At 49.8% G+C, this 23,254-nt stretch carries 26 protein-coding genes; 11 read left to right on the top strand and 15 right to left on the bottom strand.

What is annotated here, in order from left to right:
- The first annotated feature begins 2 nt into the window (after positions 1–2).
- Both M0R33_RS03460 and M0R33_RS03455 read left to right on the top strand, forming a co-directional pair.
- Positions 3–1,439, top strand: a complete 1,437-nt coding sequence (locus M0R33_RS03460) for a TolC family protein (protein ID WP_292565100.1) — start codon at positions 3–5, stop codon at positions 1,437–1,439.
- Positions 1,440–1,521: 82 nt separating this feature from the next.
- Positions 1,522–3,213 (top strand): BatD family protein, encoded by a 1,692-nt coding sequence (locus M0R33_RS03455; RefSeq protein ID WP_292565096.1) that lies wholly within the window; start codon positions 1,522–1,524, stop codon positions 3,211–3,213.
- 35 nt (positions 3,214–3,248) lie between these two features.
- Here the strand turns inward: M0R33_RS03455 and fae are convergent, their stop codons facing one another.
- Positions 3,249–3,800: a formaldehyde-activating enzyme gene (fae, locus tag M0R33_RS03450; protein ID WP_292565093.1), complete on the bottom strand. Its 552-nt coding sequence runs from the start codon at positions 3,798–3,800 to the stop codon at positions 3,249–3,251.
- Positions 3,801–3,906: 106 nt separating this feature from the next.
- Here fae and M0R33_RS03445 point away from each other — a divergent pair, with 106 nt between their 5' ends.
- Positions 3,907–4,101 (top strand): hypothetical protein, encoded by a 195-nt coding sequence (locus tag M0R33_RS03445; RefSeq protein WP_292565090.1) that lies wholly within the window; start codon positions 3,907–3,909, stop codon positions 4,099–4,101.
- Positions 4,102–4,251: 150 nt separating this feature from the next.
- Here M0R33_RS03445 and M0R33_RS03440 read toward each other — a convergent pair whose 3' ends face one another.
- From M0R33_RS03440 to apaG, 4 genes are all read right to left on the bottom strand, one after another.
- Positions 4,252–4,947, bottom strand: coding sequence for an OmpA family protein (locus tag M0R33_RS03440; RefSeq protein ID WP_292565088.1), 696 nt, complete (start codon positions 4,945–4,947; stop codon positions 4,252–4,254).
- Positions 4,948–4,983: 36 nt separating this feature from the next.
- On the bottom strand, positions 4,984–5,385 hold the full coding sequence (locus tag M0R33_RS03435; RefSeq protein WP_292565084.1) for an exosortase system-associated protein, TIGR04073 family: 402 nt from the start codon (positions 5,383–5,385) through the stop codon (positions 4,984–4,986).
- Positions 5,386–5,674: 289 nt separating this feature from the next.
- Positions 5,675–6,499, bottom strand: a complete 825-nt coding sequence (locus tag M0R33_RS03430; RefSeq protein WP_292565081.1) for a symmetrical bis(5'-nucleosyl)-tetraphosphatase — start codon at positions 6,497–6,499, stop codon at positions 5,675–5,677.
- Positions 6,499–6,876 carry a Co2+/Mg2+ efflux protein ApaG gene (apaG, locus tag M0R33_RS03425; RefSeq protein WP_013816821.1) on the bottom strand — a complete coding sequence of 126 codons (378 nt, stop codon included), beginning with the start codon at positions 6,874–6,876 and terminating at the stop codon, positions 6,499–6,501. The genes M0R33_RS03430 and apaG overlap by 1 nt, the downstream gene beginning before the upstream one ends.
- A gap of 67 nt (positions 6,877–6,943) precedes the next feature.
- Between apaG and M0R33_RS03420 the strand changes: the two genes are divergently transcribed.
- A complete protein-coding gene (locus M0R33_RS03420) occupies positions 6,944–7,486 on the top strand; it encodes an ankyrin repeat domain-containing protein (protein ID WP_292565072.1) in 543 nt (180 codons plus the stop codon).
- A 14-nt stretch (positions 7,487–7,500) separates the two neighbouring features.
- Positions 7,501–8,850: a UDP-N-acetylmuramate:L-alanyl-gamma-D-glutamyl-meso-diaminopimelate ligase gene (gene mpl, locus M0R33_RS03415; RefSeq protein WP_292565337.1), complete on the top strand. Its 1,350-nt coding sequence runs from the start codon at positions 7,501–7,503 to the stop codon at positions 8,848–8,850.
- A gap of 342 nt (positions 8,851–9,192) precedes the next feature.
- Here mpl and M0R33_RS03410 read toward each other — a convergent pair whose 3' ends face one another.
- A complete protein-coding gene (locus tag M0R33_RS03410) occupies positions 9,193–9,438 on the bottom strand; it encodes an EexN family lipoprotein (RefSeq protein ID WP_292565069.1) in 246 nt (81 codons plus the stop codon).
- 231 nt (positions 9,439–9,669) lie between these two features.
- On the opposite strand from M0R33_RS03410, the gene M0R33_RS03405 reads away from it, so the two are divergent.
- Positions 9,670–10,317, top strand: a complete 648-nt coding sequence (locus M0R33_RS03405; protein ID WP_292565066.1) for a DUF2959 domain-containing protein — start codon at positions 9,670–9,672, stop codon at positions 10,315–10,317.
- Between the two features lie 73 nt (positions 10,318–10,390).
- On the opposite strand, the gene M0R33_RS03400 is transcribed toward M0R33_RS03405, so the two are convergent.
- On the bottom strand, positions 10,391–10,960 hold the full coding sequence (locus tag M0R33_RS03400) for a YceI family protein (RefSeq protein WP_292565063.1): 570 nt from the start codon (positions 10,958–10,960) through the stop codon (positions 10,391–10,393).
- 155 nt (positions 10,961–11,115) lie between these two features.
- Here M0R33_RS03400 and M0R33_RS03395 point away from each other — a divergent pair, with 155 nt between their 5' ends.
- From M0R33_RS03395 to fdxA, 5 genes are all read left to right on the top strand, one after another.
- Entirely contained in the window at positions 11,116–11,460 is a 345-nt protein-coding gene (locus M0R33_RS03395; protein WP_292565061.1) for a DUF2069 domain-containing protein, read from the top strand.
- An 11-nt stretch (positions 11,461–11,471) separates the two neighbouring features.
- Positions 11,472–12,164, top strand: coding sequence for a DnaA regulatory inactivator Hda (hda, locus tag M0R33_RS03390; protein ID WP_292565058.1), 693 nt, complete (start codon positions 11,472–11,474; stop codon positions 12,162–12,164).
- Positions 12,161–13,093: a 2-dehydropantoate 2-reductase gene (locus tag M0R33_RS03385; RefSeq protein WP_292565055.1), complete on the top strand. Its 933-nt coding sequence runs from the start codon at positions 12,161–12,163 to the stop codon at positions 13,091–13,093. The genes hda and M0R33_RS03385 overlap by 4 nt, the downstream gene beginning before the upstream one ends.
- 141 nt (positions 13,094–13,234) lie before the next feature.
- A complete protein-coding gene (gene fusA, locus M0R33_RS03380; RefSeq protein WP_292565051.1) occupies positions 13,235–15,340 on the top strand; it encodes an elongation factor G in 2,106 nt (701 codons plus the stop codon).
- Between the two features lie 156 nt (positions 15,341–15,496).
- On the top strand, positions 15,497–15,820 hold the full coding sequence (gene fdxA / locus M0R33_RS03375) for a ferredoxin FdxA (RefSeq protein ID WP_292565049.1): 324 nt from the start codon (positions 15,497–15,499) through the stop codon (positions 15,818–15,820).
- Positions 15,821–15,992: 172 nt separating this feature from the next.
- Here the strand turns inward: fdxA and M0R33_RS03370 are convergent, their stop codons facing one another.
- From M0R33_RS03370 to M0R33_RS03335, 8 genes are all read right to left on the bottom strand, one after another.
- The gene (locus tag M0R33_RS03370; RefSeq protein ID WP_292565046.1) at positions 15,993–18,245 is read right to left on the bottom strand and encodes an EAL domain-containing protein; all 2,253 of its coding nucleotides are present in this window, start codon (positions 18,243–18,245) and stop codon (positions 15,993–15,995) included.
- 328 nt (positions 18,246–18,573) lie between these two features.
- A complete protein-coding gene (locus M0R33_RS03365) occupies positions 18,574–19,194 on the bottom strand; it encodes a protein-methionine-sulfoxide reductase heme-binding subunit MsrQ (protein WP_292565043.1) in 621 nt (206 codons plus the stop codon).
- A 2-nt stretch (positions 19,195–19,196) separates the two neighbouring features.
- A complete protein-coding gene (msrP, locus tag M0R33_RS03360; protein WP_292565040.1) occupies positions 19,197–20,129 on the bottom strand; it encodes a protein-methionine-sulfoxide reductase catalytic subunit MsrP in 933 nt (310 codons plus the stop codon).
- A 147-nt stretch (positions 20,130–20,276) separates the two neighbouring features.
- Positions 20,277–20,708: an SDR family oxidoreductase gene (locus M0R33_RS03355; protein ID WP_292565037.1), complete on the bottom strand. Its 432-nt coding sequence runs from the start codon at positions 20,706–20,708 to the stop codon at positions 20,277–20,279.
- A gap of 38 nt (positions 20,709–20,746) precedes the next feature.
- A complete protein-coding gene (locus tag M0R33_RS03350) occupies positions 20,747–21,217 on the bottom strand; it encodes a DoxX family protein (protein ID WP_292565034.1) in 471 nt (156 codons plus the stop codon).
- A gap of 16 nt (positions 21,218–21,233) precedes the next feature.
- Complete coding sequence (locus M0R33_RS03345) at positions 21,234–22,004, bottom strand: DNA-binding domain-containing protein (protein ID WP_292565031.1); 771 nt, start codon at positions 22,002–22,004, stop codon at positions 21,234–21,236.
- Entirely contained in the window at positions 21,988–22,875 is an 888-nt protein-coding gene (locus M0R33_RS03340; protein WP_292565029.1) for a DUF692 domain-containing protein, read from the bottom strand. Before M0R33_RS03340 ends, M0R33_RS03345 begins: the two co-directional genes overlap by 17 nt.
- 6 nt (positions 22,876–22,881) lie before the next feature.
- Positions 22,882–23,148 (bottom strand): DUF2282 domain-containing protein, encoded by a 267-nt coding sequence (locus tag M0R33_RS03335; protein ID WP_292565026.1) that lies wholly within the window; start codon positions 23,146–23,148, stop codon positions 22,882–22,884.
- Between the last annotated feature and the right edge of the window lie 106 nt (positions 23,149–23,254).

Genomic DNA, 23,254 nt, shown 5'->3' with positions numbered 1-23,254 from the left:
TCATGAAGCGTACACATCACTCACCTTTGGTCATCTCCCTGTTGACGTTAACGCTACAGGCTTGCGGACTTAATACCGACTTATCCATCCAGGAACAGTCCCTACCGATAAACTACCCTGCGCAGGCAGATAAACAGCAGAACGCTAACGTTACCGATATTAACTGGAGAGAGTTCTTTGCCGACCCTCATTTGATCGGTTTGATCGATACGGCTATTGGCAATAATCTTGACATGCAAATCGCCTTGCAACGTATTGAAACCGCGCGTTCCAGCGTAAAGCTGGCAAACGCCGCCATGCTGCCGAAAGTCGACCTTGCCATCGGCGGCAGCATGCGGAAATTTGGGCTGTACACCATGGATGGAGCCGGTAACCATACCACCGAAATTACCCCTGGCAACACCGTTCCGGAACATTTACCGGATATGTTTGTCGGTTTACAGTCATCCTGGGAAATCGATATATGGGGTAAATTGGAAAATCAACGTAAAGCTGCCGTTTCGGAATATTTATCGAGTATCGAAGGCACCAACTTCGTTATATCCAATCTGGTTTCCGATGTTGCCATTCACTATAACGACTTGCTGGCGCTCGATAATGAATTGGAATTTATCAGACAAACCATTAAGAAACAGCAAGAAGCCCTGGATGTCATTAGACTGCAAAAGAAAGCCGGCAGAGCCAACGAATTAGCCGTACAGCAATTCCTTGCGGAACTTCTCAGCATGCAAGTATTGGAAGTCAATGTGTTGCAGCAAATTACCGAAACCGAAAATAAAATTAATTACTTGTTAGGCCGGTTTCCACAACCGATTGAAAGAGCCAAAAATGACTTTTTTAAAGAAAGCTCGTACGAAATCTCGACAGGTATTCCGTCGCAGTTACTGGAAAACCGCCCCGATATTCGGGCAGCGGAATTTCAGATTGAAGCCACAAAATTCGATTTAAAAGCAGCGAAAGCCGCTTTTTACCCGAATTTTAATATTACGGCAACTTTCGGATTTCAAGCGTTTGACCCGCAGTTTTTATTCACCTCCCCGGCCTCAATGGCATACTCGTTTGTCGGTACATTAATTGCCCCGCTAATTAATATGAAAGCTCTGGAGGCTCGCTTCAATACGGCCCAAGCCAATCAATTGAGCGCCATGTACAATTATCAAAAGACTATTTTAAATGCGTATGTTGAAGTAGCCAATCAACTGGCCAACATCAAGAACTTACAGCAAATTAATACCCTGAAAAAACAACAGAGCGAAGTGTTGAAACAATCGGTTGACGTTTCCAAGGAATTATATCGCTCCGCCAAGGCAAGTTACCTGGAAGTGCTTATCGCTCAGCAAAGCGCATTGCAATCCAACATTGAATTAATCAACGTTACCAAGCAACAACGCATATCCAAAATCAACCTGTACAAAGCGTTGGGCGGGGGATGGAAGTAATGCCACGGAAATTATGCCGCCACCTAGATTGCATAGGCTGATTTGTTGGCCGGTTTTAATACCCTAGAGAAATGATACCTTTATGCTGATGCCGAATAGTTGCAATTCAAAAAAATGGCTCTGGATCCTTACAGGCTGGCTGCTGAGTTTCTCGGTGCTGGCCACCGACATACAGGTCAGCGTCGACCGTAATCCAGTCAGCTTGAATGAATCCTTTCAAATTACCTTTACCGCCCCGGAGACCCCGGAAGGTGCTCCGGATTTTACACCGCTACGAGCCAATTTCGACATTTTGAACCAAGAACGCAGTAGCAATATGTCCTGGGTAAACGGCAAAAGCAGCCGTAGCGAACAATGGGTAGTGAGTGTGATGCCCCGGCAAACCGGCGAATTATTGATCCCGTCGATCGCCTTTGGCAGCGATAGCAGTCAACCCAGTAAAGTTTTAGTGAACGACGCTTCGCAAGCCCAACCCAGCAACAACGACGAGATATTTCTCAAAGTAGAAGCCACTCCTGAAAAGCCTTACGTGCAATCTCAAGTGTTGTATACCTTGAAACTGTATAGAAGGGTGCAGATCACCCAGGCCAGTCTGAACGACCCGGAAATCAAGGACGCTTTGGTGGAAAAGCTGGGCGAAGATAATACTTACAGCACACAAGTTAACGGCATGGATTATTGGGTAACAGAACGCAAATACGCCATTTTTCCCCAACAAAGCGGCTTGTTTAGCATAGCTCCACTGACCTTGACCGCCGAGGTAGTCAGCAACGCAAACAACCGGCGCCCGCGATTCAATGGTTTTTTCAACCGCCAGACTACCGAAACCCGCCGCGTCTCTTCAGATGCCATCACCTTAACTGTGTTACCTGTACCACCAAGCTTTACCGATCCGGCTTGGTTGAGCGCCGAATCATTACAGCTCAAGCAAAGCTGGTCTACCGACAACCTACAAACCAAGGTTGGCGAACCCCTGACACGAACCATTACCCTTATCGCAAAAGGCGCGACAGTAGGGCAATTGCCTGAATTGTCCAGGCCCTCGAACATTCAAGGCATCAAAACCTACCCGGACCAGCCGCTGCTGCAGGAAGATAAACAAAACGATGGTTTAATTGCTATACGCGAAGAAAAAATCGCTTACATTCCCAGCCAACCCGGCCAATATACCTTGCCGGCCCTGGCCATCAGCTGGTTCAATACCAAAACCCAAAAAACTGAAGTGGCCCGCCTGCCCGAGGTTAAACTGACTGCATTGGGTGCTAGCGGCAGTCAGCAAACCACCGCGCCTGCCGCTCAGCCGCAACAGCAATCGCCAGCCGGGCAACTCGTCACGAACCCGTCCAATAGCTTGCCCTATTGGCAAGCATTATCGGGATTTTTAGGCCTTGGCTGGCTAACGCAGGCGCTATGGATTTATCGCAACAACAGGATTAATGCCGCTTCCAGGCCTAGTAAGCCCGATAAACAAGCTGCGGTCGACCGACAAAAGCCCTTAAAAACAGCCTGCCTGCATAATAACCCTCAAGCAGCCAAACTAGCCTTATTGCAATGGGGGAAACATCATTTTGCCACGGACAACTTAACAGCCCTTGCCCCCCATTGCGCCGAACCGTTGCGGACGGAAATTCTGTTATTGAATCATTATCTGTATGCCGAAGTGCACACCAGCTGGGACGGCAGACCGCTCTGGGATGCATTTACCAAAAACAGTACCGCCCTTAAAACCGATTCCCGGCAAGATGATGTTTTAGCGCCGCTATATAAAATTTAAGCGCCCAAAGCCAATATCGGTGGGCCCGAGATTTTTTACCATTGAGATTCGCCGGTTTCCGGATCGTACATCTCATGCGATATTTTATGCCGATTGGCGATTAATTCCTCGATACTGGGCGAATTGGTCATGGCCCGCTGAATGGCCAGCTTCATGGCTTCGTAATTGGTTCTATATAAATCTTTTCGGTCCAGATCCGGGTTGATGGCGCAAGCGGGATCTATCCATAACATGGCAATAATGCATAATTCATTGGCTTGCAGACGAGGGATTACGCCATTAGCAACACTATCTATCACCGCGTCGGCCACAGCCGATTGCACAGGTCCACCCAGTAAGTTGACGTACGCCGACGATTTGATGGTCACCTTCGGCACCATGATGGTGGCGGGCCTTACCTGCTGGTTACAGGCACGAATGGCAAACATACGCGTGTGGCCTTCGGTCTGCCCCATCAAATTGGCAAAGGCATGCCCTGCGGGTCCTTTTACGTCGCCGATTAAAATTTCCGGCATGGCGTCGGTGCCTTGTCCCTCGCTGGAAAATACCGTGGCTTCGCCAGTTCTGAACCAATATGAATCTGACATAGAATTATCCTTACGCTGATGAAATAAAGAGCGCATTCTATGCTCTCGATCTGGCACTCGGCAACAGCCGAACTCAATGTTTAATGCGTTACAGGAGAGAAAACTTATGAACCCTTTAATATCGGCAACATTGACCACCCTGCTGATAGCCGGCTGCTCTTCATCCAACGACTCGGAGGTTAGCGGCAGTAATAAAGAAATTGTCAATAATATCCATCAGCCCTTGGAAAAAGCCAACGCTGTGGAGCAGGAAATTCTGGACAGAGCAGAAATGCAACGAAAACAAATGGAAGATTTATAAGCTCAACCAAGCTAATTTGCTCCCCGTACACACTGTTTACGGAAGGGACTCAATATTACCTTGTTATAGACACTGATTAGCAGAAGGGGCGGCGGTTTAAACAGGCCACTCCGGCAAGTGTGTTTGGACTTGCGGAGTGGCCATTAACCCTTATTTCAGATTAGGGCAATCGACATAGCCAGGGTGAGAGGTAATCACGATTGCCACCCGGTTTTCTTGATTGGCGGTGTTATCCGGGCCCAAAGCTTCACCAATGGCTTTAACTTGCAATTGGCTAACGCTGGCTCCTTTGGAAACTAACCGATCGACGATCGCCTGAGCGCGTCTTTCCGACAGGGCTTGGTTGTAGGCAGGTTTGCCGACCGTATCAGTCGATGCGGTGACAGTCGCACTAGCATCGGGATGATGATGCAGCCAATGGGCGACATGGGCGATTGACTCGTCCTTGATTCTGAACGGCACCGCACTAGCGGTTTTAAAATAGGCCACGGTTTCATGAATCGGCTCATGAAGATGATGATTTTGCTTGTGCACTTCCGTCAACCACAAGCACATCTCTTTTTCAGATTCCAGACGGTGTTCCGCTGCCGATTTCGCGGCATCCAGACCTTTTTGCTTTTCGTTAATGTTCCAATAGTAGTCTTTTTCGATATGCTCCAATACGTTATTGGCTGCTTCCAGTTGTTCTTCCGACATTTCCTCATGCAGCATGGCTTGTCCATAGTGCCCCGCTCTTGCCGAATCAATTTCGGCTTTTAGATCGGCGGAATCCATTTTTGGTGTTGAACAAGCTGTCAGCGCGAGAGCCAAAGCCGCAAGCGGCAGGTATAAATATTGTTTTTTCATGATGTTATCCTCGTGATTCAATTAGTCGCAATTCGTTTACTCGCCATCATCCAATGGACCGTAAGTAGTCCAATAACCTGGATAATGCAGGCCGAAATAACGACTGTCCTCACTGAAACGATCCCAGACATAGGCTGGAGCGGCAAATTCACTGGTTGGAATGGGCGAAGTCACAAGCTCCGCGGTTCCGACCAATGTACGCCCAACAGTATGTCCAACTCCGCGCAAAAGTCCCCAGGTCATGCCGACAAAAATATTTTGTTCACTCGAGATATTGATGACATTTTTAGGGATTTCGACAAATCCAAACGCAATATTTGCGAAACCTTGGCTAACTTTATTGGAAAAGCCCTGAATATAACTTTCCGCATGAGCAGTTGGTGCCGCCATTAATGCGCCGGATAAAACGCAGGCGGCCAATATTTTATTTTTATTCATGAGTAGCTCCTTGTTTTACAGATTTATACCACCCGATACTGCGCAGGCTGGCACTAAAAAAACTTGCATCAGTTGTCTAGACCCTTCAACCCTAAGCATAGACGCTAACCACGAGATTGGAAAGGTTGTAGGGCAACAATGCGCTCTAGCATGGGCATTTGTCAAATTTGATTTACCCGAAATTGCATGGCATTAACGCCTAGCACGACACTTGGCATTCTAACGCATACCGACATATTGAAGACGGTTTTTGGAACTAACACAACACTTGCTTAACTGTCCGATTAGGCTAATTCGGGATTTGTGCACACCGACAATCGATACTGATTCGCAGGGGATTGACGGCATCCAGTTTTAAAGCAGTTAATTGCCCGCCCCATAAACAGCCCGTATCTATCGAATAGACGTTGTAGCCGTGGTAAAAGCCCAGTGTCGACCAGTGACCAAAAATTATGCGCATATCCAAACTTTTGCGCCCCGGCACCGTGTACCAAGGCAATAAATTCGGCCCCTGGCTGCCAGGCGGGCCTTTTTGATGGAAATCCAGGTCGCCATCGGGCGTGCAATATCGCAAACGGGTAAAGCAATTCACCGCAAAGCGTAGCTTTTCGGTTTTGGGGAAATCATCCTGCCAAGCCGTCGGTTTATTACCGTACATAGATCTGAAAAAGCGCCGATAGTCGTCACCCCGAATGGCCTGCTCGACTTCCGCAGCCATGGCTTTAGTCTGTTGAAAATCCCATTGCGGCGGCAAACCCGCATGCAGCATGCAAAAGTGTTCATTAAAATAAAACAGGCGCTGCCGGCGCAGCCAATCGATTAACTCTTCACAATCGGCGGCGCGCAAGATAGGACCTAAGGTATCTTTTTTACCGGCTTTACTTAATGACACCACGGTCGCAATCAAATGCAGGTCGTGGTTACCTAACACACTGATTGCAGAATCACCCAAGCCCTTGATAAAGCGTAAGGTTTCCAAGGAATGCGGGCCCCGGTTGACCAAATCGCCCGCCAACCATAATTGGTCGTCGCCCGGATCGAATTTAATAAGGTCCAGCAGGCGACGTAATTCGTCATAGCATCCCTGAATGTCGCCAATCGCATAAATCGCCATCAGTGCAGGGTTCTGGGAATTGACAAGGTAAATTTTGGAATGGCGGCACTGAAATTTTCGCCCGTGTCGGACACCATCTTATATTTACCCTGCATGACTCCCACCGGAGTTTCAATCATGGCCGCACTGGTATATCGAAACGAATCGCCGGGATTTAAGTGCGGGTTTTCGCCCACGACCCCGTCGCCATTCACTTCCTGGACCTTACCATTGGCATCGGTAATTAACCAATGTCTGGTCAGTAGACGCGCGGGTACGGCACCGACATTCGTGATAGTGATGGTATAAGCAAACACAAAACGATTTTGCTCAGGCGACGATTGACTCTCGATGTATTGAGGCTTTGCCTCAACTAATACTTTGTTTTTTTCGCTCATTGATAGATTATGTCATTCTGTATCCACTGTATTTCAACCCAACTGATTTGCAAACGCAAGCCAACTCATGAAGATAAACCGCCTCTTGTTTGCTTTAACACTGGCACTATCACCCGTTTTATCAACAGCCGAAGACGGCAACGACTTATTTGCGGCTGCGTCCACCGGAAAATTCGAGCGGGTGCAAGCTCTGTTGGCGCAAGGTATTGACGTCAACAGTAAAATCGAACAGGACAGAACACCCTTGATGGCCGCCAGTTTCAACGGCAATCTCCGCATCATCAAGTTGCTGATGGGCTACGGCGCAAATGTTAACCTTGCCGATAAACTTGGCTCAACAGCACTTTCCGATGCGGTACTTTTTGGTAATGCCGACGCAGTCAAACTACTGATTGTCGCAGGCGCTAATGTCAACGCGGCCGACAGCCAAAACGCCACGATTCTGGACAAAGCTAAAAAAATCGGCCGCGCCGACATTATCAAGTTATTGGAAGATGCCGGCGCAAAAGTGGCCGAGGCAGCCACAGAAAATAATCCCGCGGCCGCTACCGAAGCACTGCCGGACTCGCAGCCCGCGGCAGAAGATAAACCCGCAGAACCTAATCCATGACATCACAACGACCTTTGCACATTCACATCCTCGGCATTTGCGGCACCTTTATGGGCGGCCTGGCTCTGATTGCCCGCGAGCTGGGTTATACCGTTAGCGGTTCCGATCAAAACGTCTACCCCCCCATGAGCACCCAGCTTGAAGAACAAGGCATCCGCTTAATGAACGGTTATCGGGCGGCAAATCTGGATTGCAAACCCGATCTGGTGGTGATCGGCAATGCCTTGTCGCGCGGCAATCCCGAAGTTGAAGCGGTTTTAAATAGCAATCTGCCCTATATCTCAGGCCCACAGTGGTTGGCGGAGCATGTCCTGCAAAAGCGCTGGGTGCTGGCGGTCGCCGGTACACACGGTAAAACCACGACTACCAGCATGCTGAGCTGGATCCTGGAATTCAACGGTTTCAAACCGGGCTTTTTAATCGGCGGCATTCCCTTGAATTTCGGCATTTCCGCTCGGTTGGGCGAGTCGGATTTTTTTGTCATTGAAGCTGACGAATACGATTGCGCATTTTTCGATAAACGCTCTAAATTCGTGCATTACCGACCCCGCACAACGATCTTGAATAATCTGGAATACGACCACGCCGATATCTTCGAAAATCTGGATGCAATTAAAAAACAATTCCATCATCTGATTCGTACCGTACCCAGCGAAGGCCTGATCATCGCCCCATCCTGCGAACAGCATATCGCCGAAGTGCTGGAAATGGGTTGCTGGACACCAGTGGTAAAAACAGCAATCGGCGTCGAAGCCGACTGGCACGCTGAATTAATTAAAGCGGACGGCAGCGGTTTTAGGGTTCATTTCGCTGGAGAAGAGCAGGGCACGGTGAGATGGGAACTGAGCGGCCAACATAACGTATACAACGCGCTTTCCGCTCTGGCGGCCGCTCGCCATATTGGTATTTTGCCTCAAGACGCAATCGCCGCCCTACAACAATTCCAAAACGTCAAGCGTCGGATGGAGGTCATCGTCAAAACCAAGGGCCTTACGGTATACGACGATTTTGCCCATCACCCGACCGCAATCAAAACCACGCTGGACGGTTTGCGAAAACAAGTAGGTAACGAAAAAATCCTTGCCATCGTCGAACCGCGCTCCAATACCATGCGTCTGGGCGTTCACACGCAATCGTTGGCCGAATCGTTGGCTGAAGCCGATCAGGCCATTGTGTATCAGCCGGATAATCTGGGGTGGGACTTGAGTCAGTTACTGCAATACGCCACCAACATTCGAATTTGTAACGACTTGGAAACCATCATCCGAACTATCAAAGCCGAAACGGGTAATGACTGCCATATATTGTTAATGAGCAATGGTAGTTTCGGCGGTATCTATCAGCGCTTAAAAGCCGAATTGTAATCCGGAGCGACAAGCTTAAACGATAGGCAAAAAAAAAAGCGGCCTGGAGAGGTCCGCTTAAAGAAGAAGGGTAAAGCAACTCAGTTGCGCATAACAATACTTGAGTTAAGCAAATTATAGACTAGGAGTAAATAATCTAAAATGTGACCGATTGTCACGTGCGTCAAACTGTCGCACATCAATAATAGAATTAAGTAACTGTCTATATTGGCCGTCAACTATTTATGCCTACAAGCAAGCCGGAAAGATTCTGGGCCAAATGAAATTATCTAGCGTTAAAAAAGGGTGGATAGACTTACCGGACAACCCACCCATCATGCTCACATGAAGGGTTAATTCAGCCTAATTACCGCCCTTAAAACTGATTTGTAAAGCGTGTAAGGCATTTTCACAATCCTCCGTTGCCTTCAGGCCGGGATTATCGAAACATTGTTGATTTTTGGCCTTTGCCTCTTTGACATTAGCCACATACCAGGCTATGGATTTAGCCTGTTCCGCCGGTTTAGTTTTTTCCTCGCTGATCACTTTAAATGCACTTAACATTAATACCAATGACGCGACAAGCAGGATAATGCTGTTTTTTTTCATGGTTTATCTCCCTATAAAAGTGGTTGGATGTACGCTCGCAAACGCTAAGCCTTCGAGCGGTCTAAAGTCTAATCAATTAACTTGCCGCAGAAAATGTGGCGGATTGCCGCGCGGCAAATTGTCACGAGTTTTATTACTAGGAAAATGCCTATTCCACTTAAACCTAAAAGCGGTATTTAGCGCGCCGATCTTATTTATCTATAATGCTATTCATGTTCAAAGGAGATCACTATGAAGTTTCTATTGCGTCTGGCTTTATTTTGGCTGGCGATAAATTTAACGGCTTGTTCCAGTATTTATTACAGCGGCCTGGAAAAAATCGGTATTCCTAAAAGAGAAGTGATGGTGCACCGGGTGGAAAAAGCCCGTGACACCCAACAAGAAACCAAGCAGCAATTTAAATCGGCCTTAGAACAATTTACCGCGGCCACCCAATTTAAAGGCGGCGACCTGGAAGCCACTTACAATAAACTCAATGCCGAATATGAAGCTAGTGTCAAAAAGGCCGATGAAGTTAATAAGGGTATTGGTGACATTGAAGACGTTTCCGAGGCCTTGTTTAGCGAATGGGAAAAAGAGCTGACCGAATACAGCAATGCTTCGCTCAGACAAAACAGCCAGCAAAAATTAGTCTCTACCCGTCAGCATTACAAACAACTGATTACCGCCATGCGCCAGGCCGAAGCCAAGATAGAACCGGTCCTAAGCGTATTCCGCGATCAAGTATTGTTCTTAAAGCATAATTTGAATGCGCAAGCCATCGCCTCATTAAAAGGCCAACTGGGTAGCGTACAGTCGGATGTTACCGCACTAGTGGCTGCCATGGAGAAATCCATTAACGAGGCCGATGCGTTTATCCAAACCATGGAAAAACCATAATCGGTTTACCGCGCATAACAACTTTAAAGCATTGGCTGTTATGCGCTTTCGCGAAGGTATTCCTTAAAATGGCCTAATCCCGAGTCGCTTCAACCTGAATCGATACCTTAACCTGGTCGGAAATCATGGGCACATATTTGTCGATACCGAAATCGGAGCGTTTGATAGTAGTCACTGCATTCGCTCCACAGGTATATTTCAACCGGATCATGTTCATGCCGCAGAAAAAATGATCGACCGTCAAGTGCACCGGCTTGCTGATGCCATGTAGCATTAACATGCCATCGGCGCCGATCAGCTTATCGCCGGCAAAGCTAAGTTTATCCGCTTTAAAACGCATGGTCGGGTACTGGTTCACATCGAAAAAATCCTTGCCGCGCAAATGCTCTTCCAATTCCGCCAATCCGGTGCTGATGGACGCCATGTTAACGGTAATATCGATACTGCCTTTTCCGGCCGCACTATCCAGCACGACTTTGCCGCCGGTTTCGTTAAACCTGCCGCGCTGAATGGAAAAGCCTAAATGATTGATTTCAAAACTGGGAAACGTGTGCCGGTTATCAATGGTGTAACTGTCGGCGGCTGTAGCCGAAAAACTCAGTAATAAACCGGCAACAGCGGCCGCAAAAACTGTTTTGATCATGATCACATCCTCACTAAAAGTATGAAAAATAGGCTTTAACGGCCGCAAACAATTATCTTATAGCTAGACCGACAGCATACGCGCAACATTCTTTACCAGACTTTGTGATAATAGGCCTTCATTTGCTTATCTATCGCCCGTTCCGATACCCACTCATGCAACGAATTCATTTTTACCATGCCGGCTTAACCGGTTTTTTCGGCTTGTTTCTATTGCTGATGGCTTGGCATACCGTTTTATCCCCATCAACCCAGTTACCGACGGCGCTATTACTGATTATCAGCGTCGGCCCATTATTATTGCCTTTTAAGGGGTTTTTGAACCGCAACCTGAAAAGCTGTACCTGGATGAGTTATTTAAGCCTGCCTTATTTCGTACATGGCGTAATTGAGGCGTATGTAGACCAAAGCGAAAGGCCCTATGCACTGCTTGAAGTTCTATTTAGCCTGTTGCTATGTTTCGGGGCCGGTTTTTATGTGTATAAAGCCGAAAAAGCCTGATCGATTTAGCCATGCAGGTTCCATTACAGTTTGAATTTCAAAGCAATCTGACCTTTGCCAGCTTTTTTGCCGGCAATAATACCGAAATCATCACCAACCTGCAGAATCTAGCTGATGACGGTATAGAGCAACAGCTTTTTATCTGGGGAGAACGCGGCTGCGGCAAAAGCCATTTACTGCAAGCCAGTTGCCAACACGCCAAAGCCAAGGACAAAGATCCGTTTTTCTTGAAATTTACCCCAGATCAACTGCCCTCACCCCAAATGCTGGAGGGTTTGGAAAACATGGAACTGGTTTGTTTCGATGATATACAGTACATCGCCGGCCATGCGGACTGGGAAACCGCCCTGTTTGGCTTCTACAACAGCCATCGCCAGAACAACCACAAACTGCTGCTGGCCGCCGACTGCCCGCCCAAGTATTTGCCTTTTGACTTACTTGATTTAAAAACCCGCATGAGTTGGGGGCTGACGCTAAAAATACAGCCCTTGCGCGACGACCAACTGATCGATGCTCTCACCTTCAAAGCGCATTTTCTGGGCTTCGATATTCCTCCCAAAGTCGGCCGCTTTCTGCTGAACCACTACGTTCGCGATTTACCGGCTTTATGGTTATTATTGGAAAAAATCGATCGCGCCACTTTGGCCGCGCAACGTAAACTAACGATTCCGTTTTTAAAACAGATTTTGGCGGAGCAGCCATGAGCGACAAAATTCTGATTGTTGGGGCCGGAGCCATCGGCGGTTTTTATGGCGGCTTACTGGCCAAGGCCGGCGCCGAAGTATCGGTGGTATGCCGGTCGGACTATGAGACAGTCAAACGACGCGGCTTTCAAATAGATAGTTTTAAGCTGGGTTGCTGGCAATTTCAGCCTAAGCAGGTGTTGCAACATTGCGCCGACTATCAAGATACCGCAGATTATCTGATTTTGTGCAGCAAAGTCACGGCCGAAGTTGATCGCATTGGCTTGATTCGGGCTGCCGTCAGTAAAAATACTGTGATTGTATTTATCCAGAACGGCGTTGAAATCGAGGCCGAATTGCAGGAAGCCTTTCCGGACAATGAATTGGTCAGCGGCTTGGCTTTTATTTGCTGCAATCGACTAGCCGCGGGCGAGATCAGTCATCTTGCTTACGGCAAACTGTACCTAGGCAACTTTCCTAGCGGAGTATCAGCCAAAACCCGGCATTTGCAACAGTTGTTTACGCAGTCAGGCATTGAATGCATCGTCAGCGAAGACATCATCGCCGGCCGCTGGCAAAAATGCGTCTGGAACGCGCCGTTCAATCCCTTGTCGGTATTATCGGGCGGCTTACCGACCCTGACCATTTTGCAACAACAAGAAAATATGGTTCGCCGCATCATGCGGGAAGTGTGCGATATTGCCGCTGGTTGCGGACATCCGCTTACCGATGACGTTATAGAAACCAATATCCAAAATACCTATGTGATGCCGCCTTATAAAACCAGCATGCTGCTGGACTTTGAACGCGGGCACGCGATGGAGACCGAAGCCATTTTAGGCAATCCCGTGCGCGCTGCTCAGCGCCTTGGTATTGCCTGCCCAAGCCTGGAAACCCTCTATTCTTTGATGAAGTTGAGGGAGTTGCAAATACAGAGTCAACACCAATAATAATCCTGAAACATAATTGACATTCTGTTTTTTTTGATTTTCGGGTAGAATGGGCGGATTTTTCATTGACACTGTTCAAGAAGAAGCTGCGGCAATGGTGCCAAGGGTTATAACGTTTTCATCTCCATTTAGAGTACAACCATGACTGATCTATCGCTATACAGAAACATCGGTATCTTCGCACACGTCGATGCCGGTAAAACCACCACGACCGAGCGGATTTTGAAGCTGACCGGAAAAATCCACAAAATCGGCGAAGTTCATGATGGCGCAGCGACCACAGACTTCATGGAACAAGAGCAAGAACGCGGCATCACCATTCAATCTGCGGCCACTTCCTGTTTTTGGCCGGGTAGCACTGGTCAATTCAAACCACACCGTTTCAATATCATCGACACCCCGGGCCACGTTGACTTTACAATCGAAGTCTACCGTTCACTGAAAGTATTGGATGGCGGCGTGGGTGTATTTTGCGGTTCCGGCGGCGTTGAGCCACAATCCGAAACCAACTGGCGTTATGCGAATGACTCTAAAGTTTCTCGTGTTATTTACGTCAACAAATTGGACAGACTGGGTGCGAACTTCTACCGAGTCGTTAAACAGGTCGAAGAGGTATTGGGCGCGAAACCCATTGTGATGACATTGCCGATTGGTGAAGAGGAAAACTTCGTCGGCGTGGTCGACTTGCTGACTCGTAAAGCCTGGGTTTGGGATAACTCCGGCGACCCGTTGAAATACGAAATCCAAGACGTACCCGCGGACATGTTAGAGTTAGTCGAAGAATGGCGGGCGAAATTGATCGACCAAGTCGCCGACCAAGACGACGACATCATGGAGAAATATTTGGACGGCGAAGAGCCGACCATCGAAGAAATCAAACATTGCATCCGCAAAGGTACCATCGCGATGGAATTCTTCCCGACTTTCTGCGGTTCGTCTTTCAAAAACAAAGGCGTGCAGTTGGTGCTGGATGGCATTATCGAGTACTTGCCGAATCCTACCGAAGTTAATCCGCAACCCGAGACCGACCTCGAGGGCGTCCACACCGGTGAGCATGCGATTGTCGATGCCGACCGTCCGTTGCGCGCCCTGGTGTTTAAAATCATGGATGACCGTTTCGGCGCCTTGAACTTTGTCCGCATCTACTCCGGTCGGATCAAAAAAGGCGACAGCGTATTGAACACCTTTACCGGTAAAACCGAGCGTATCGGCCGTATGGTGGAAATGCACGCCGACGACCGCAACGAGATCGAAACCGCGCAAGCAGGCGACATCGTGGCGTTGATCGGTTTGAAAAACGTACAAACCGGTCATACCTTATGCGATCCAGACAAGCCAGCGACTCTGGAACCTATGGTTTTCCCTGATCCCGTCATCTCGATTGCGATTTCGCCGAAAGACAAAGGCAGCAACGAAAAAATGGGTATTGCGATCGGCAAAATGGTGCAAGAAGATCCATCCTTCCGCGTCGAAACCGACCAGGAAAGTGGCGAAACCATCATCAAAGGTATGGGCGAGCTGCATTTAGACATTAAAGTGGATATCTTAAGAAGAACCCACGGTGTCGATGTCAACGTAGGCAAACCTCAGGTTGCTTACCGCGAAACCATTACCCAACGCATCGAAGACAGCTACACGCACAAAAAGCAATCGGGCGGTTCGGGTCAATACGCGAAAATCGATTACATCATCGAGCCAGGCGAGCCGGGCAGCGGTTTCCTATTCGAATCACAAGTGACCGGTGGTAACGTACCACGCGAATACTGGCCCGCGGTTGAAAAAGGCTTTAAAGCCAGTATCGACAAAGGTGTGCTGGCAGGCTTTCCTTGCCTGGACTTCAAAGTCATTCTGACCGACGGTGCTTTCCACGCGGTTGACTCCTCGTCCATTGCGTTCGAAATCGCCGCCCGCGCCGCATATCGTCAATCAATTCCGAAAGGCAATCCGCAATTGCTGGAACCGATCATGAAAGTTGACGTATTCACTCCTGATGCGCACGTCGGTGACGTGATCGGTGACTTGAACCGCCGCCGCGGCATGATCAAATCGCAAGATCCAGGCGTTACCGGCGTAAGAATCAAAGCGGATGTGCCGCTAAGCGATATGTTCGGATATATTGGCGATTTGCGTACCATGACGTCCGGTCGCGGCCAGTTCTCCATGGAATTTTCACACTACACCGCGTGCCCGAAAAACGTAGCGGAAGAAGTGATTAAAGAAGTGAAGGAACGCGAAAAAAATAAATAATCCCGGATACTACAGTTGAGGCGGGCATTTGCCTGCTTCAACCGTTTGGGATTAATGTAATTCAGCACTCTGCCGCCGATGCGGCAGTTTCTTTTTCAAGCATAAAGTTTCCGAAAAAAGGAAACTTGTTCATTGACCTAACCTTGGAAGAACATTATGGCTTTTGTAATCACCGAGAACTGTATCAAATGCAAATTCACCGACTGCGTCGACGTCTGCCCAGTCGATTGCTTTCATGAAGGCCCAAATTTTCTGGTTATCGATCCCGACGAATGTATCGATTGCACCCTGTGCGAACCGGAATGCCCGGCTAACGCCATACATGCAGAAGACGAAGTACCCGAAGACCAAGAGCATTTCATTGCCCTGAATGCCGAATTGGCTAAAGTATGGCCAACCATTACCGAAGTGAAAGACGCCCTACCAGACGCTGATGAGTGGAATGGTAAAGCGGGTAAATTCGAATTATTGGAAAAATAATTGGTTGGCTGGTTATCTCCAACACAAATTGGAGATTTCCAGCTCCCAATAGCACAGGCAACTTGCCGCTTGCTTGCGCCCTTTCCCAACGTCGTGCTTAGGCCGGCTTCACAGCGGTGCAAGAAATGCTGCTGGCAAGGTTGGTTATTGCGAGAAGTATTTACCGCATGCGCTATACCTTGTTTAAAATAAATGCCGCGAAGGCCTCCGGAGGCATAGGCTTTGCGTAATGATAACCTTGCACTTCGTCGCACTGACAACTGCTTAGATATTGCTGGGTTTCCTCATTTTCCACGCCCTCGGCAATAACGCGAAGGTTCAGAGTATGCGCCATTTGCACGATAGCTCGCACAATGGCCGCATCGTTTGGATCAATGGCTATATCACGTACAAAAGACTGGTCGATTTTTAGCCGGTCGATCTTAAATTTTTTAAGGTAGGCCAAGCTAGAATAGCCGGTACCAAAATCATCAATGGCGAGCTTCAGTCCGATATCCTTTAAGCTGTTCAGCAAAGACAGCATGTAATCCATATCATGAAGCAAAATCGACTCGGTGAGCTCGATTTCAAGAGATTGCGGATCCAGTCCGCTGCTCTCCAATGCGCTATGTAGCAAATTTTCGACATTACCGCGCTTGAACTGAACGGCGGACATGTTGACCGCCATCACCAGCGGTGGCAAGCCTGCCTGCCGCCAAGCCGCGGCCTGTCGGCAAGCCTCATGCAGTACCCATTCGCCGATCTCGACAATTAAGCCGGTCTGTTCGGCAATATTGATAAACCGTCCAGGCTGGACTAGTCCCTCTACCGGATGATTCCAACGAACCAGAGCTTCGGCACCCACTACATCGCCCGTGGCAAGGTCGATCTGCGGTTGAAAATGCACAGTGAATTGATTGCACTTCACCGCCTCGCGCAACTCATGCGTGATGCGCATGAACTCAAGACTATCGCTATTAAGTTGCTCGGTAAAATACCGGTAGGTATTACGGCCGGCGTCTTTTGCCTGGTACATGGCCTTGTCCGCTAGCTTCATCAGCGTCTCGAAATCACCCCCATCGTCAGGGTAAACAGCGATGCCGATGGAACAGGACAGCGATAAATGCCGCCCTTCAAGCAAAAAAGGTTTGGAGATCTGCTCGAGAATCTCGTCGACTATGGCGCTGATCGAATCGGTATCCGGCATATTGGCCAGCGCGATGAAAAACTCGTCTCCTCCGGAACGGCATAAGGTATCGGTATCGCGCACAAAGTTTTTCAACTGGGAAGTCACGCAACGCAACAAATCATCACCGGCGGCATGCCCCAACGAATCGTTCAGCATCTTGAATTGATCGAGATCAAGACTAAGCAGCGCGACTTTACAGTGCCCGCCCGCCGCAAAAGCTATCGCATTTTCCAATCTGTCCTTAAGCAACATGCGATTAGGTAACCCTGTCAATAGGTCGTGGGACGACAGGTGGCGAATCTGCGCCTCGGCATTTTTGCGTTCGCTGATGTCGCTAAAAATGCCGATGTAGTGCGTCGTATTGTCTGTCAGGTCGTTGACGGCGGAGATAGCCAGCCATTCTGGAAAAACCTCACCGGTTTTACGGCGGTTCCAAATTTCGCCATGCCAATGGCCAAAAAGGTTTATGCTGCTCCACATTGCCGCATAAAACCCCCTATCGTGATGCCCTGAAGCCAGTTTTTTGGGCGTCTCACCCAAGAGTTCGTCGATGGTATAACCCGTCACTTTAGTGAACGCCGGATTTACCAACAGGATGGCCTTATTGGGATCCGTGATCATGATACCTTCTTCGCTGCCCTCGAAAACCTTCTGGAACAGGCGAAGCGACTCTTGCGACTTGTTGCGTTCAAGCACGATGCCGATAATCGAAGAACCGATTTCAAGAAGTTTGCGATGGAATGGGCTGGGGGAGCGATATTCAAAACTAGACAGTGCGAACGTGCCCACCACTTTGCGCTCTCCAGAGTAAATCGGCACCGACCAGCAAGCACAAAGATTGAAATTGTAGGCCAAATTCCTTAGGTCCCGCCAGCGCGGATCGGTGAAGGTATTGCTAACAAACTGCGCTTCTTGCCGATAGATAACATTACCGCACGACCCGCCGCCCGGCCCCGGCCGCAAGCCATTCAGCTGGGCCACACCTTCGGAGGGGATACTAGGTGCGGCGTAGACATTTAGAAATTCATAAGCATCATCCATCAGCATGACCGAGCCGACTGCGTTTGGCAGGAGTTGTTCTTCCAGCCGACAGACCTGATTGATGACTTCCATATGATCGGCGCCGCGCGCTACCGACTCGAGAATAGCCTGCTGAAGATGCAGGATTTTTTCCTGCTCCTCGCTCGACAGCGTGCTGTATTCGACGGTCAATCCGGTAGAACAGCTGAACGGCTGAGCCTTCTCAAGTTTTTTCATAGGATGGACGCTTAATTTTAAGTAGTCTCAAAAATACGGCCTCAAGAGTTTCCGCATCGTTTAGGCCAAAAAACGATTAATCCGGCTTCAAGTTTACCGTTGCTCGCCGTGACTACTATTTTAGACGGTACTGGCGTCGAATCATAAGTTCTTAAAAAGTAATGTACGAATGAAACCCCGGTTGCAAGTAAATAACGCCAATGCCCACGCAATGGATTCTAAGTTTTATAAGACTATCAACGGAATACGCCCTTTTTTCACCTGTAAGGGATAGCTTGCTTTGTGTTGATGAGTTTCCTTTTTGGAAAAAAGTGATTGGGCGTCCTATTTAGCTTAAAAATAACGTAATAGTCCGCAACCGGTAAACCACCCGGATAGCCAGCAGTACGCCTAGTAGCGCCGCAAAGATAATGGGATTGGTGAGATCTTTTTTGACCAGCCACCAATAATGCACCACACCGCCAATGGCGCTGGGATATATCAGGGTATGCAACATGCGCCAGTATTTGCCGCCCAGCCGGCGGATCATGTTATCGGTAGAGGTGACGGCCAGCGGGATCATCATCACAAAAGCCGGAAAACCCACGGTAATATAGGGCCGCTTGACGATGTCCTTGACAATGCTGTCCCAGTCGAAAAACTGGTCCAACACCAGATAGGTTAAAAAGTGCAGGCAACCGTAAAAGAACGCGAACAAGCCCAGCATACGCCGCAAACGTACCGGCCACGCCCAGCCCGACAGACGCCTGAGCGGGGTTGGGGTCAGGGTAATCAGTAAAAAAGTCAGCGTCCAGTAACCCGTGATGTGGCTGATTTTTTCAATGGGATTGGCGCCCAGCTTATCCAAATAAGCACTAAAACAGAGCTTGAATAACGGGATCAAGGCCAGCATAAATGCTGCAAGCTTGATCCGGCCCATGGTTTTATTGCTGAGATTTTTGGTCGGCATGCCTAAAAATATCTTTGTAAATCCATGCCGGCATACAGCGACGCCACTTCTTCGGCGTAACCGTTGAACATCAAGGTTTTGCGCTTTAAAAACTCGCCGATGCGCCGTTCCTTGGCCTGACTCCAACGCGGGTGATCCACTTCCGGATTCACGTTAGCGTAAAAGCCGTATTCATTGGGGCCTGCTTTCATCCAGCTGGTGGTGGGCTGTTTTTCCATCAAACGTATGGCGACGATGGATTTGGCGCTTTTGAAACCGTATTTCCACGGCATCACTACCCGGACAGGCGCGCCGTTTTGATTGGGCAACACTTCGCCGTACAAACCCAGTGTCAATAAAGTCAAGGGATGCATAGCTTCGTCCATGCGCAAGCCTTCCCGGTACGGCCAGTCCAGCACAGAGGATTTTTGCCCCGGCATTTGGCCCGGATCATACAGGCTGACGAATTCGACATATTTGGCGTTACCGGTGGGCTCCACCCGCTTGAGCAGCTCCGCCAGCGGAAAACCCACCCACGGCACCACCATCGACCAGGCTTCCACGCAACGCAGCCGGTAGATGCGTTCTTCCAACGGCGCCATTTTTAAAATCTCGTCAATATCGAACACTTTGGGCTTGTTCGCTTCGCCTTCGACGCTTATCGTCCAGGGCCTGGTTTTCAAGCTGCCGGCGCGAGCGGCCGGATCTTCCTTGCCGGTGCCGAATTCGTAGAAGTTGTTGTACGAGGTGATGGCTTTCAGCGGAGTTAATTCTTCCGTAGCGCTGAAGGTTGACTTTTTAATATCGCTGAACGGACTGGCGGCCCACAAGGCTTGCGGCAGCAGAGCCGCCAAGGTCGCTCCGCCGACGCTCCGCATAAACTTGCGGCGGGCGTAAAACAACTGTTTGGGGGTAATTTCCGAAGCGAGTATCGCTGGCACTTTATAAGGTTTCATTGAGCGTTCCTCGGCAATAAAAGTGAAAGGCCGGCGTTTTTCCGCGCCGGCTGTTTACGTTAACAGCGGATGATGATTTTGTAATCAAGTTCCGCGCATTTATACAATTAGTTTATTCACTCAGTCTTGGGCCTCAGTGAAAACCGTTCAGGTTGGATCGGCTTCATCGTCCCGGCAACCCGCTAATCCGGCTAAATAGCGAAACACACCGACACAGTCGAAACAGGCCACCGCGCTCGCGCGCTCAGGGCCGATTACCGCCAACACCGACTCTGCCTGAAAACCGGAATCGTCGACCAGGATATCCAGACTTCCCCAATAGGCCGCTAACACGTCACACATGCTTATTAATTGGCCGGTTTGGCTTACATCGGCCTGAAAGATCATGGCTTGGCCCTGTCGCCGACGGATGCGCTCAGCCAGTCGTTCCGCCTCCTGCCGCCGGTATAAATAATTCAACAGCACTTTGGCCCCAGCGGCGGCCAAGGCCTCGGCCGCCGTCGACGCTTCGGGCGTAGTGGCGGCCAGCACTAGGGCCACACGACCTTGTAAAGGCCTGAAAACGTCAGCTGCAGGCATGGCTTAACCGAACCGGATTGATTGCCCGACCAATATACTTAATCCGCAGCCGCAAAACAGCCCTGTTTAAGCCAGGCATCAATCGAACACTTACCGGGACCATGCAGCGCGCAAACCATTAACATCACGCCCCAGACTTTATGCTGCTCGATACCTGCTGCGCCCAATTCCGGGTAGGAAATTACCGCGACGATGTTAAACAGAAACAGTAATACCGCCGCACCGCGTCCGAACAAGCCCACCGCCAACAATACCGTCCCGCACAGTTCGATGGCCGTCGCCATAAGCGCCGCTATTTCCGGCGGCAGAAAGGGCACGGCGTATTCATACTCGAACAAGTACAAAGTACTGTCCCAATTCCGCAGCTTGAGTAAACCGGAGATCCAGAAGGCATAAGCCACCCACCCGCGCAGCAATAAATCGCCGATCGGACTTAAGCGGTTGAGATTACTTGCCGGGTTGGCCGGACAATTCAGCGGTTTATAGTAGTTGATGCCGAGTGTGTTCATAATCTAAGGTCCTAAATTATATAAAGTAAAAATCGGTCAGCAATCCTTGCGATAAGCCATCCCGTAACAGGTCGCCCACCGCAAAATCGGGCCAATTGGTCATGACGGCTTCGACCGCGCGCACCAAACTGATGCCGGCAGCCAGCGCGGACAGGCACTGAAAATGCGCTTCGCCGACACGGTTCATGATCACGTCCGTTTCCGGACGGAACAGCAACAACCGACAGCCGCCTTGGTTCAGATCGATCAGTCCATCGCCGGTATAATCGGACTGATTACTAAGCCAGATACGATCTATCGGATACAGCGATGCCGCCAGCCTGACGCTCGGATGTAACTTAAAAGCCAGTCTGGCATAGTCGGCCGGATCGACGCGCGCCAAGTCCGACAACGCCAGCGGTGAGATATTCTCTGCATGGTAAGCCTCGTTAAAAAGCCATTCCAGTCGGGCGATGTCCGGCAAATACGCCAAGCTTCGGGCATCGGCAAACTCGGCTATCAGCACCGCGAACTCGGCGCCGAACTGCAGCAGGCAGGCGGATTTTGGCGGCCGGCTATCCAGATACGCCAACGCGAGCCGTTTGAAAAAATCGTCGCCCACCAAGCGGTTGACGACCGGATACAACTCCCGCAAGGCCTCGGTCAGTCCGGCCAAAGTGTTATTGCGGTAAATGGCCATTCGTTGCTCAACCGCCAAACCGTTAGCTACGATGTCGTCCGGGACCAGGTCGGATTCCCGAAACACGAACCGGGCAAAATCCCGCTGGGTATCACGCAGCCTGTGCATAGCCCTGCCTCAGGTAAGTGTCCGCTCGCCCGGCCTCGTCAATTAAAAGTCGCCAAGCCGGTAAATCCGCATCCCACTCGATCAAGGTGGGGCGACGCCCCATGATCCGTATCGCGGTTTGGTAGAGTTGCCAGACCGCCTCGCACACCGGGCCGTCGTGGGTATCGATCAAAACGCCGCCTTCTCCGGCAGGGTTCTGGCTGTGGCCCGCCAGATGTATTTCCGCCACCCGCGCCGCATCAATGTCATGTAAATAGGCCGAGGCATCCCAGCCATGGTTTTGGCAGGATAGGTAGGCATTGTTAACATCCAGCAAAATACCGCAACCGGTCTGCTTAGCCAATTGGTTGAGGAATTCCGTTTCGCGGTAAGTTGAAAACCGGTACTCGAGATAACTGGAAGGATTTTCAAGTAGAATTTGCCTGCCCAGACAATCCTGCACCCGGGAAACCCGTGCCGCTACATGCGCCAATGCCGTGTCCGTATAGGGAACAGGGGCCAGATCGTTCAAATACCGCCCGGCAAACGAACTCCAGGCTAAATGCTCCGATACCAATCCCGGCTCGATCCGCGCAATCAAATCCTTAAGCTGCCGCAGGTGCCGACCGTCCAGTTCGTCCACAGAACCCAACGACATCCCCACCCCATGCAGGCTAAGCGGATAATCGGCCCGGATCGCTTCCAAATATGACAACGGCGCCCCGCCTTTACCGAAATAATTTTCGCTGTGCACTTCCAGCCAACCCGTTCTAATCGGACTGTGCAAGGCGTCGAGATAGTGTTGCGAGCGCAACCCGACGCCGGCGCAAGCTGGAATGGCAGCGTCCGTGTAACGGGTTTGCGGGTTTCGATGCGATTGAATCATAGCCATCTCTGTTTACTTGCCAGTGGGACCTGTCAGGCTGCCGCCGACGATACGCTCGCGGGTACCCGCCGGCAGGACGACAAAACCATCCGTCTGATGGTCGGCGAATGCGTGTCCCGCGCAAGCGGTAAAAACGGTTCTGCAATCACTCTTGCCTGCTTTGACAATGCCGTAACATTTCTCCCGGCCGGGTATTTCGTTGGCAAGGGCCTCGGCTTGCATGCCCAAAGCAATCGCCGCAGCCAAACCGGCGGTTATCATGGTATTGGAATTTCTCATCGGTAATCTCCAAAAACACTTTGTAAATGCTTGTCTCGGCCCGTATGCACTCCGCCATACCGTTCACTGCAACTGAAGCCCACCTGAACGGAACGCCTCGGGCCGA

This window comes from Methylomonas sp., from assembly GCF_023228165.1.
Lineage (GTDB): Bacteria > Pseudomonadota > Gammaproteobacteria > Methylococcales > Methylomonadaceae > Methylomonas.
Note: the sequence above shows the minus strand (reverse complement) of the source record. Positions and strands in the feature narration are given on the sequence as shown.

Coding starts and splice junctions, on each gene's coding strand:
- apaG (WP_013816821.1), bottom strand. CDS start 6,876: ATGAGCGAAAAAAACAAAGTATTAGTTGAGGCAAAGCCTCAATACATC.
- fdxA (WP_292565049.1), top strand. CDS start 15,497: ATGGCTTTTGTAATCACCGAGAACTGTATCAAATGCAAATTCACCGAC.
- M0R33_RS03420 (WP_292565072.1), top strand. CDS start 6,944: ATGAAGATAAACCGCCTCTTGTTTGCTTTAACACTGGCACTATCACCC.
- M0R33_RS03400 (WP_292565063.1), bottom strand. CDS start 10,960: ATGATCAAAACAGTTTTTGCGGCCGCTGTTGCCGGTTTATTACTGAGT.
- M0R33_RS03445 (WP_292565090.1), top strand. CDS start 3,907: ATGAACCCTTTAATATCGGCAACATTGACCACCCTGCTGATAGCCGGC.
- M0R33_RS03430 (WP_292565081.1), bottom strand. CDS start 6,499: ATGGCGATTTATGCGATTGGCGACATTCAGGGATGCTATGACGAATTA.
- M0R33_RS03460 (WP_292565100.1), top strand. CDS start 3: ATGAAGCGTACACATCACTCACCTTTGGTCATCTCCCTGTTGACGTTA.
- hda (WP_292565058.1), top strand. CDS start 11,472: ATGCAGGTTCCATTACAGTTTGAATTTCAAAGCAATCTGACCTTTGCC.
- M0R33_RS03455 (WP_292565096.1), top strand. CDS start 1,522: ATGCTGATGCCGAATAGTTGCAATTCAAAAAAATGGCTCTGGATCCTT.
- M0R33_RS03385 (WP_292565055.1), top strand. CDS start 12,161: ATGAGCGACAAAATTCTGATTGTTGGGGCCGGAGCCATCGGCGGTTTT.
- msrP (WP_292565040.1), bottom strand. CDS start 20,129: ATGAAACCTTATAAAGTGCCAGCGATACTCGCTTCGGAAATTACCCCC.
- M0R33_RS03350 (WP_292565034.1), bottom strand. CDS start 21,217: ATGAACACACTCGGCATCAACTACTATAAACCGCTGAATTGTCCGGCC.
- M0R33_RS03405 (WP_292565066.1), top strand. CDS start 9,670: ATGAAGTTTCTATTGCGTCTGGCTTTATTTTGGCTGGCGATAAATTTA.
- M0R33_RS03340 (WP_292565029.1), bottom strand. CDS start 22,875: ATGGCTATGATTCAATCGCATCGAAACCCGCAAACCCGTTACACGGAC.
- M0R33_RS03395 (WP_292565061.1), top strand. CDS start 11,116: ATGCAACGAATTCATTTTTACCATGCCGGCTTAACCGGTTTTTTCGGC.
- M0R33_RS03365 (WP_292565043.1), bottom strand. CDS start 19,194: ATGCCGACCAAAAATCTCAGCAATAAAACCATGGGCCGGATCAAGCTT.
- fae (WP_292565093.1), bottom strand. CDS start 3,800: ATGTCAGATTCATATTGGTTCAGAACTGGCGAAGCCACGGTATTTTCC.
- fusA (WP_292565051.1), top strand. CDS start 13,235: ATGACTGATCTATCGCTATACAGAAACATCGGTATCTTCGCACACGTC.
- M0R33_RS03345 (WP_292565031.1), bottom strand. CDS start 22,004: ATGCACAGGCTGCGTGATACCCAGCGGGATTTTGCCCGGTTCGTGTTT.
- M0R33_RS03435 (WP_292565084.1), bottom strand. CDS start 5,385: ATGAATAAAAATAAAATATTGGCCGCCTGCGTTTTATCCGGCGCATTA.
- M0R33_RS03335 (WP_292565026.1), bottom strand. CDS start 23,148: ATGAGAAATTCCAATACCATGATAACCGCCGGTTTGGCTGCGGCGATT.
- M0R33_RS03370 (WP_292565046.1), bottom strand. CDS start 18,245: ATGAAAAAACTTGAGAAGGCTCAGCCGTTCAGCTGTTCTACCGGATTG.
- M0R33_RS03410 (WP_292565069.1), bottom strand. CDS start 9,438: ATGAAAAAAAACAGCATTATCCTGCTTGTCGCGTCATTGGTATTAATG.
- M0R33_RS03440 (WP_292565088.1), bottom strand. CDS start 4,947: ATGAAAAAACAATATTTATACCTGCCGCTTGCGGCTTTGGCTCTCGCG.
- M0R33_RS03355 (WP_292565037.1), bottom strand. CDS start 20,708: ATGCCTGCAGCTGACGTTTTCAGGCCTTTACAAGGTCGTGTGGCCCTA.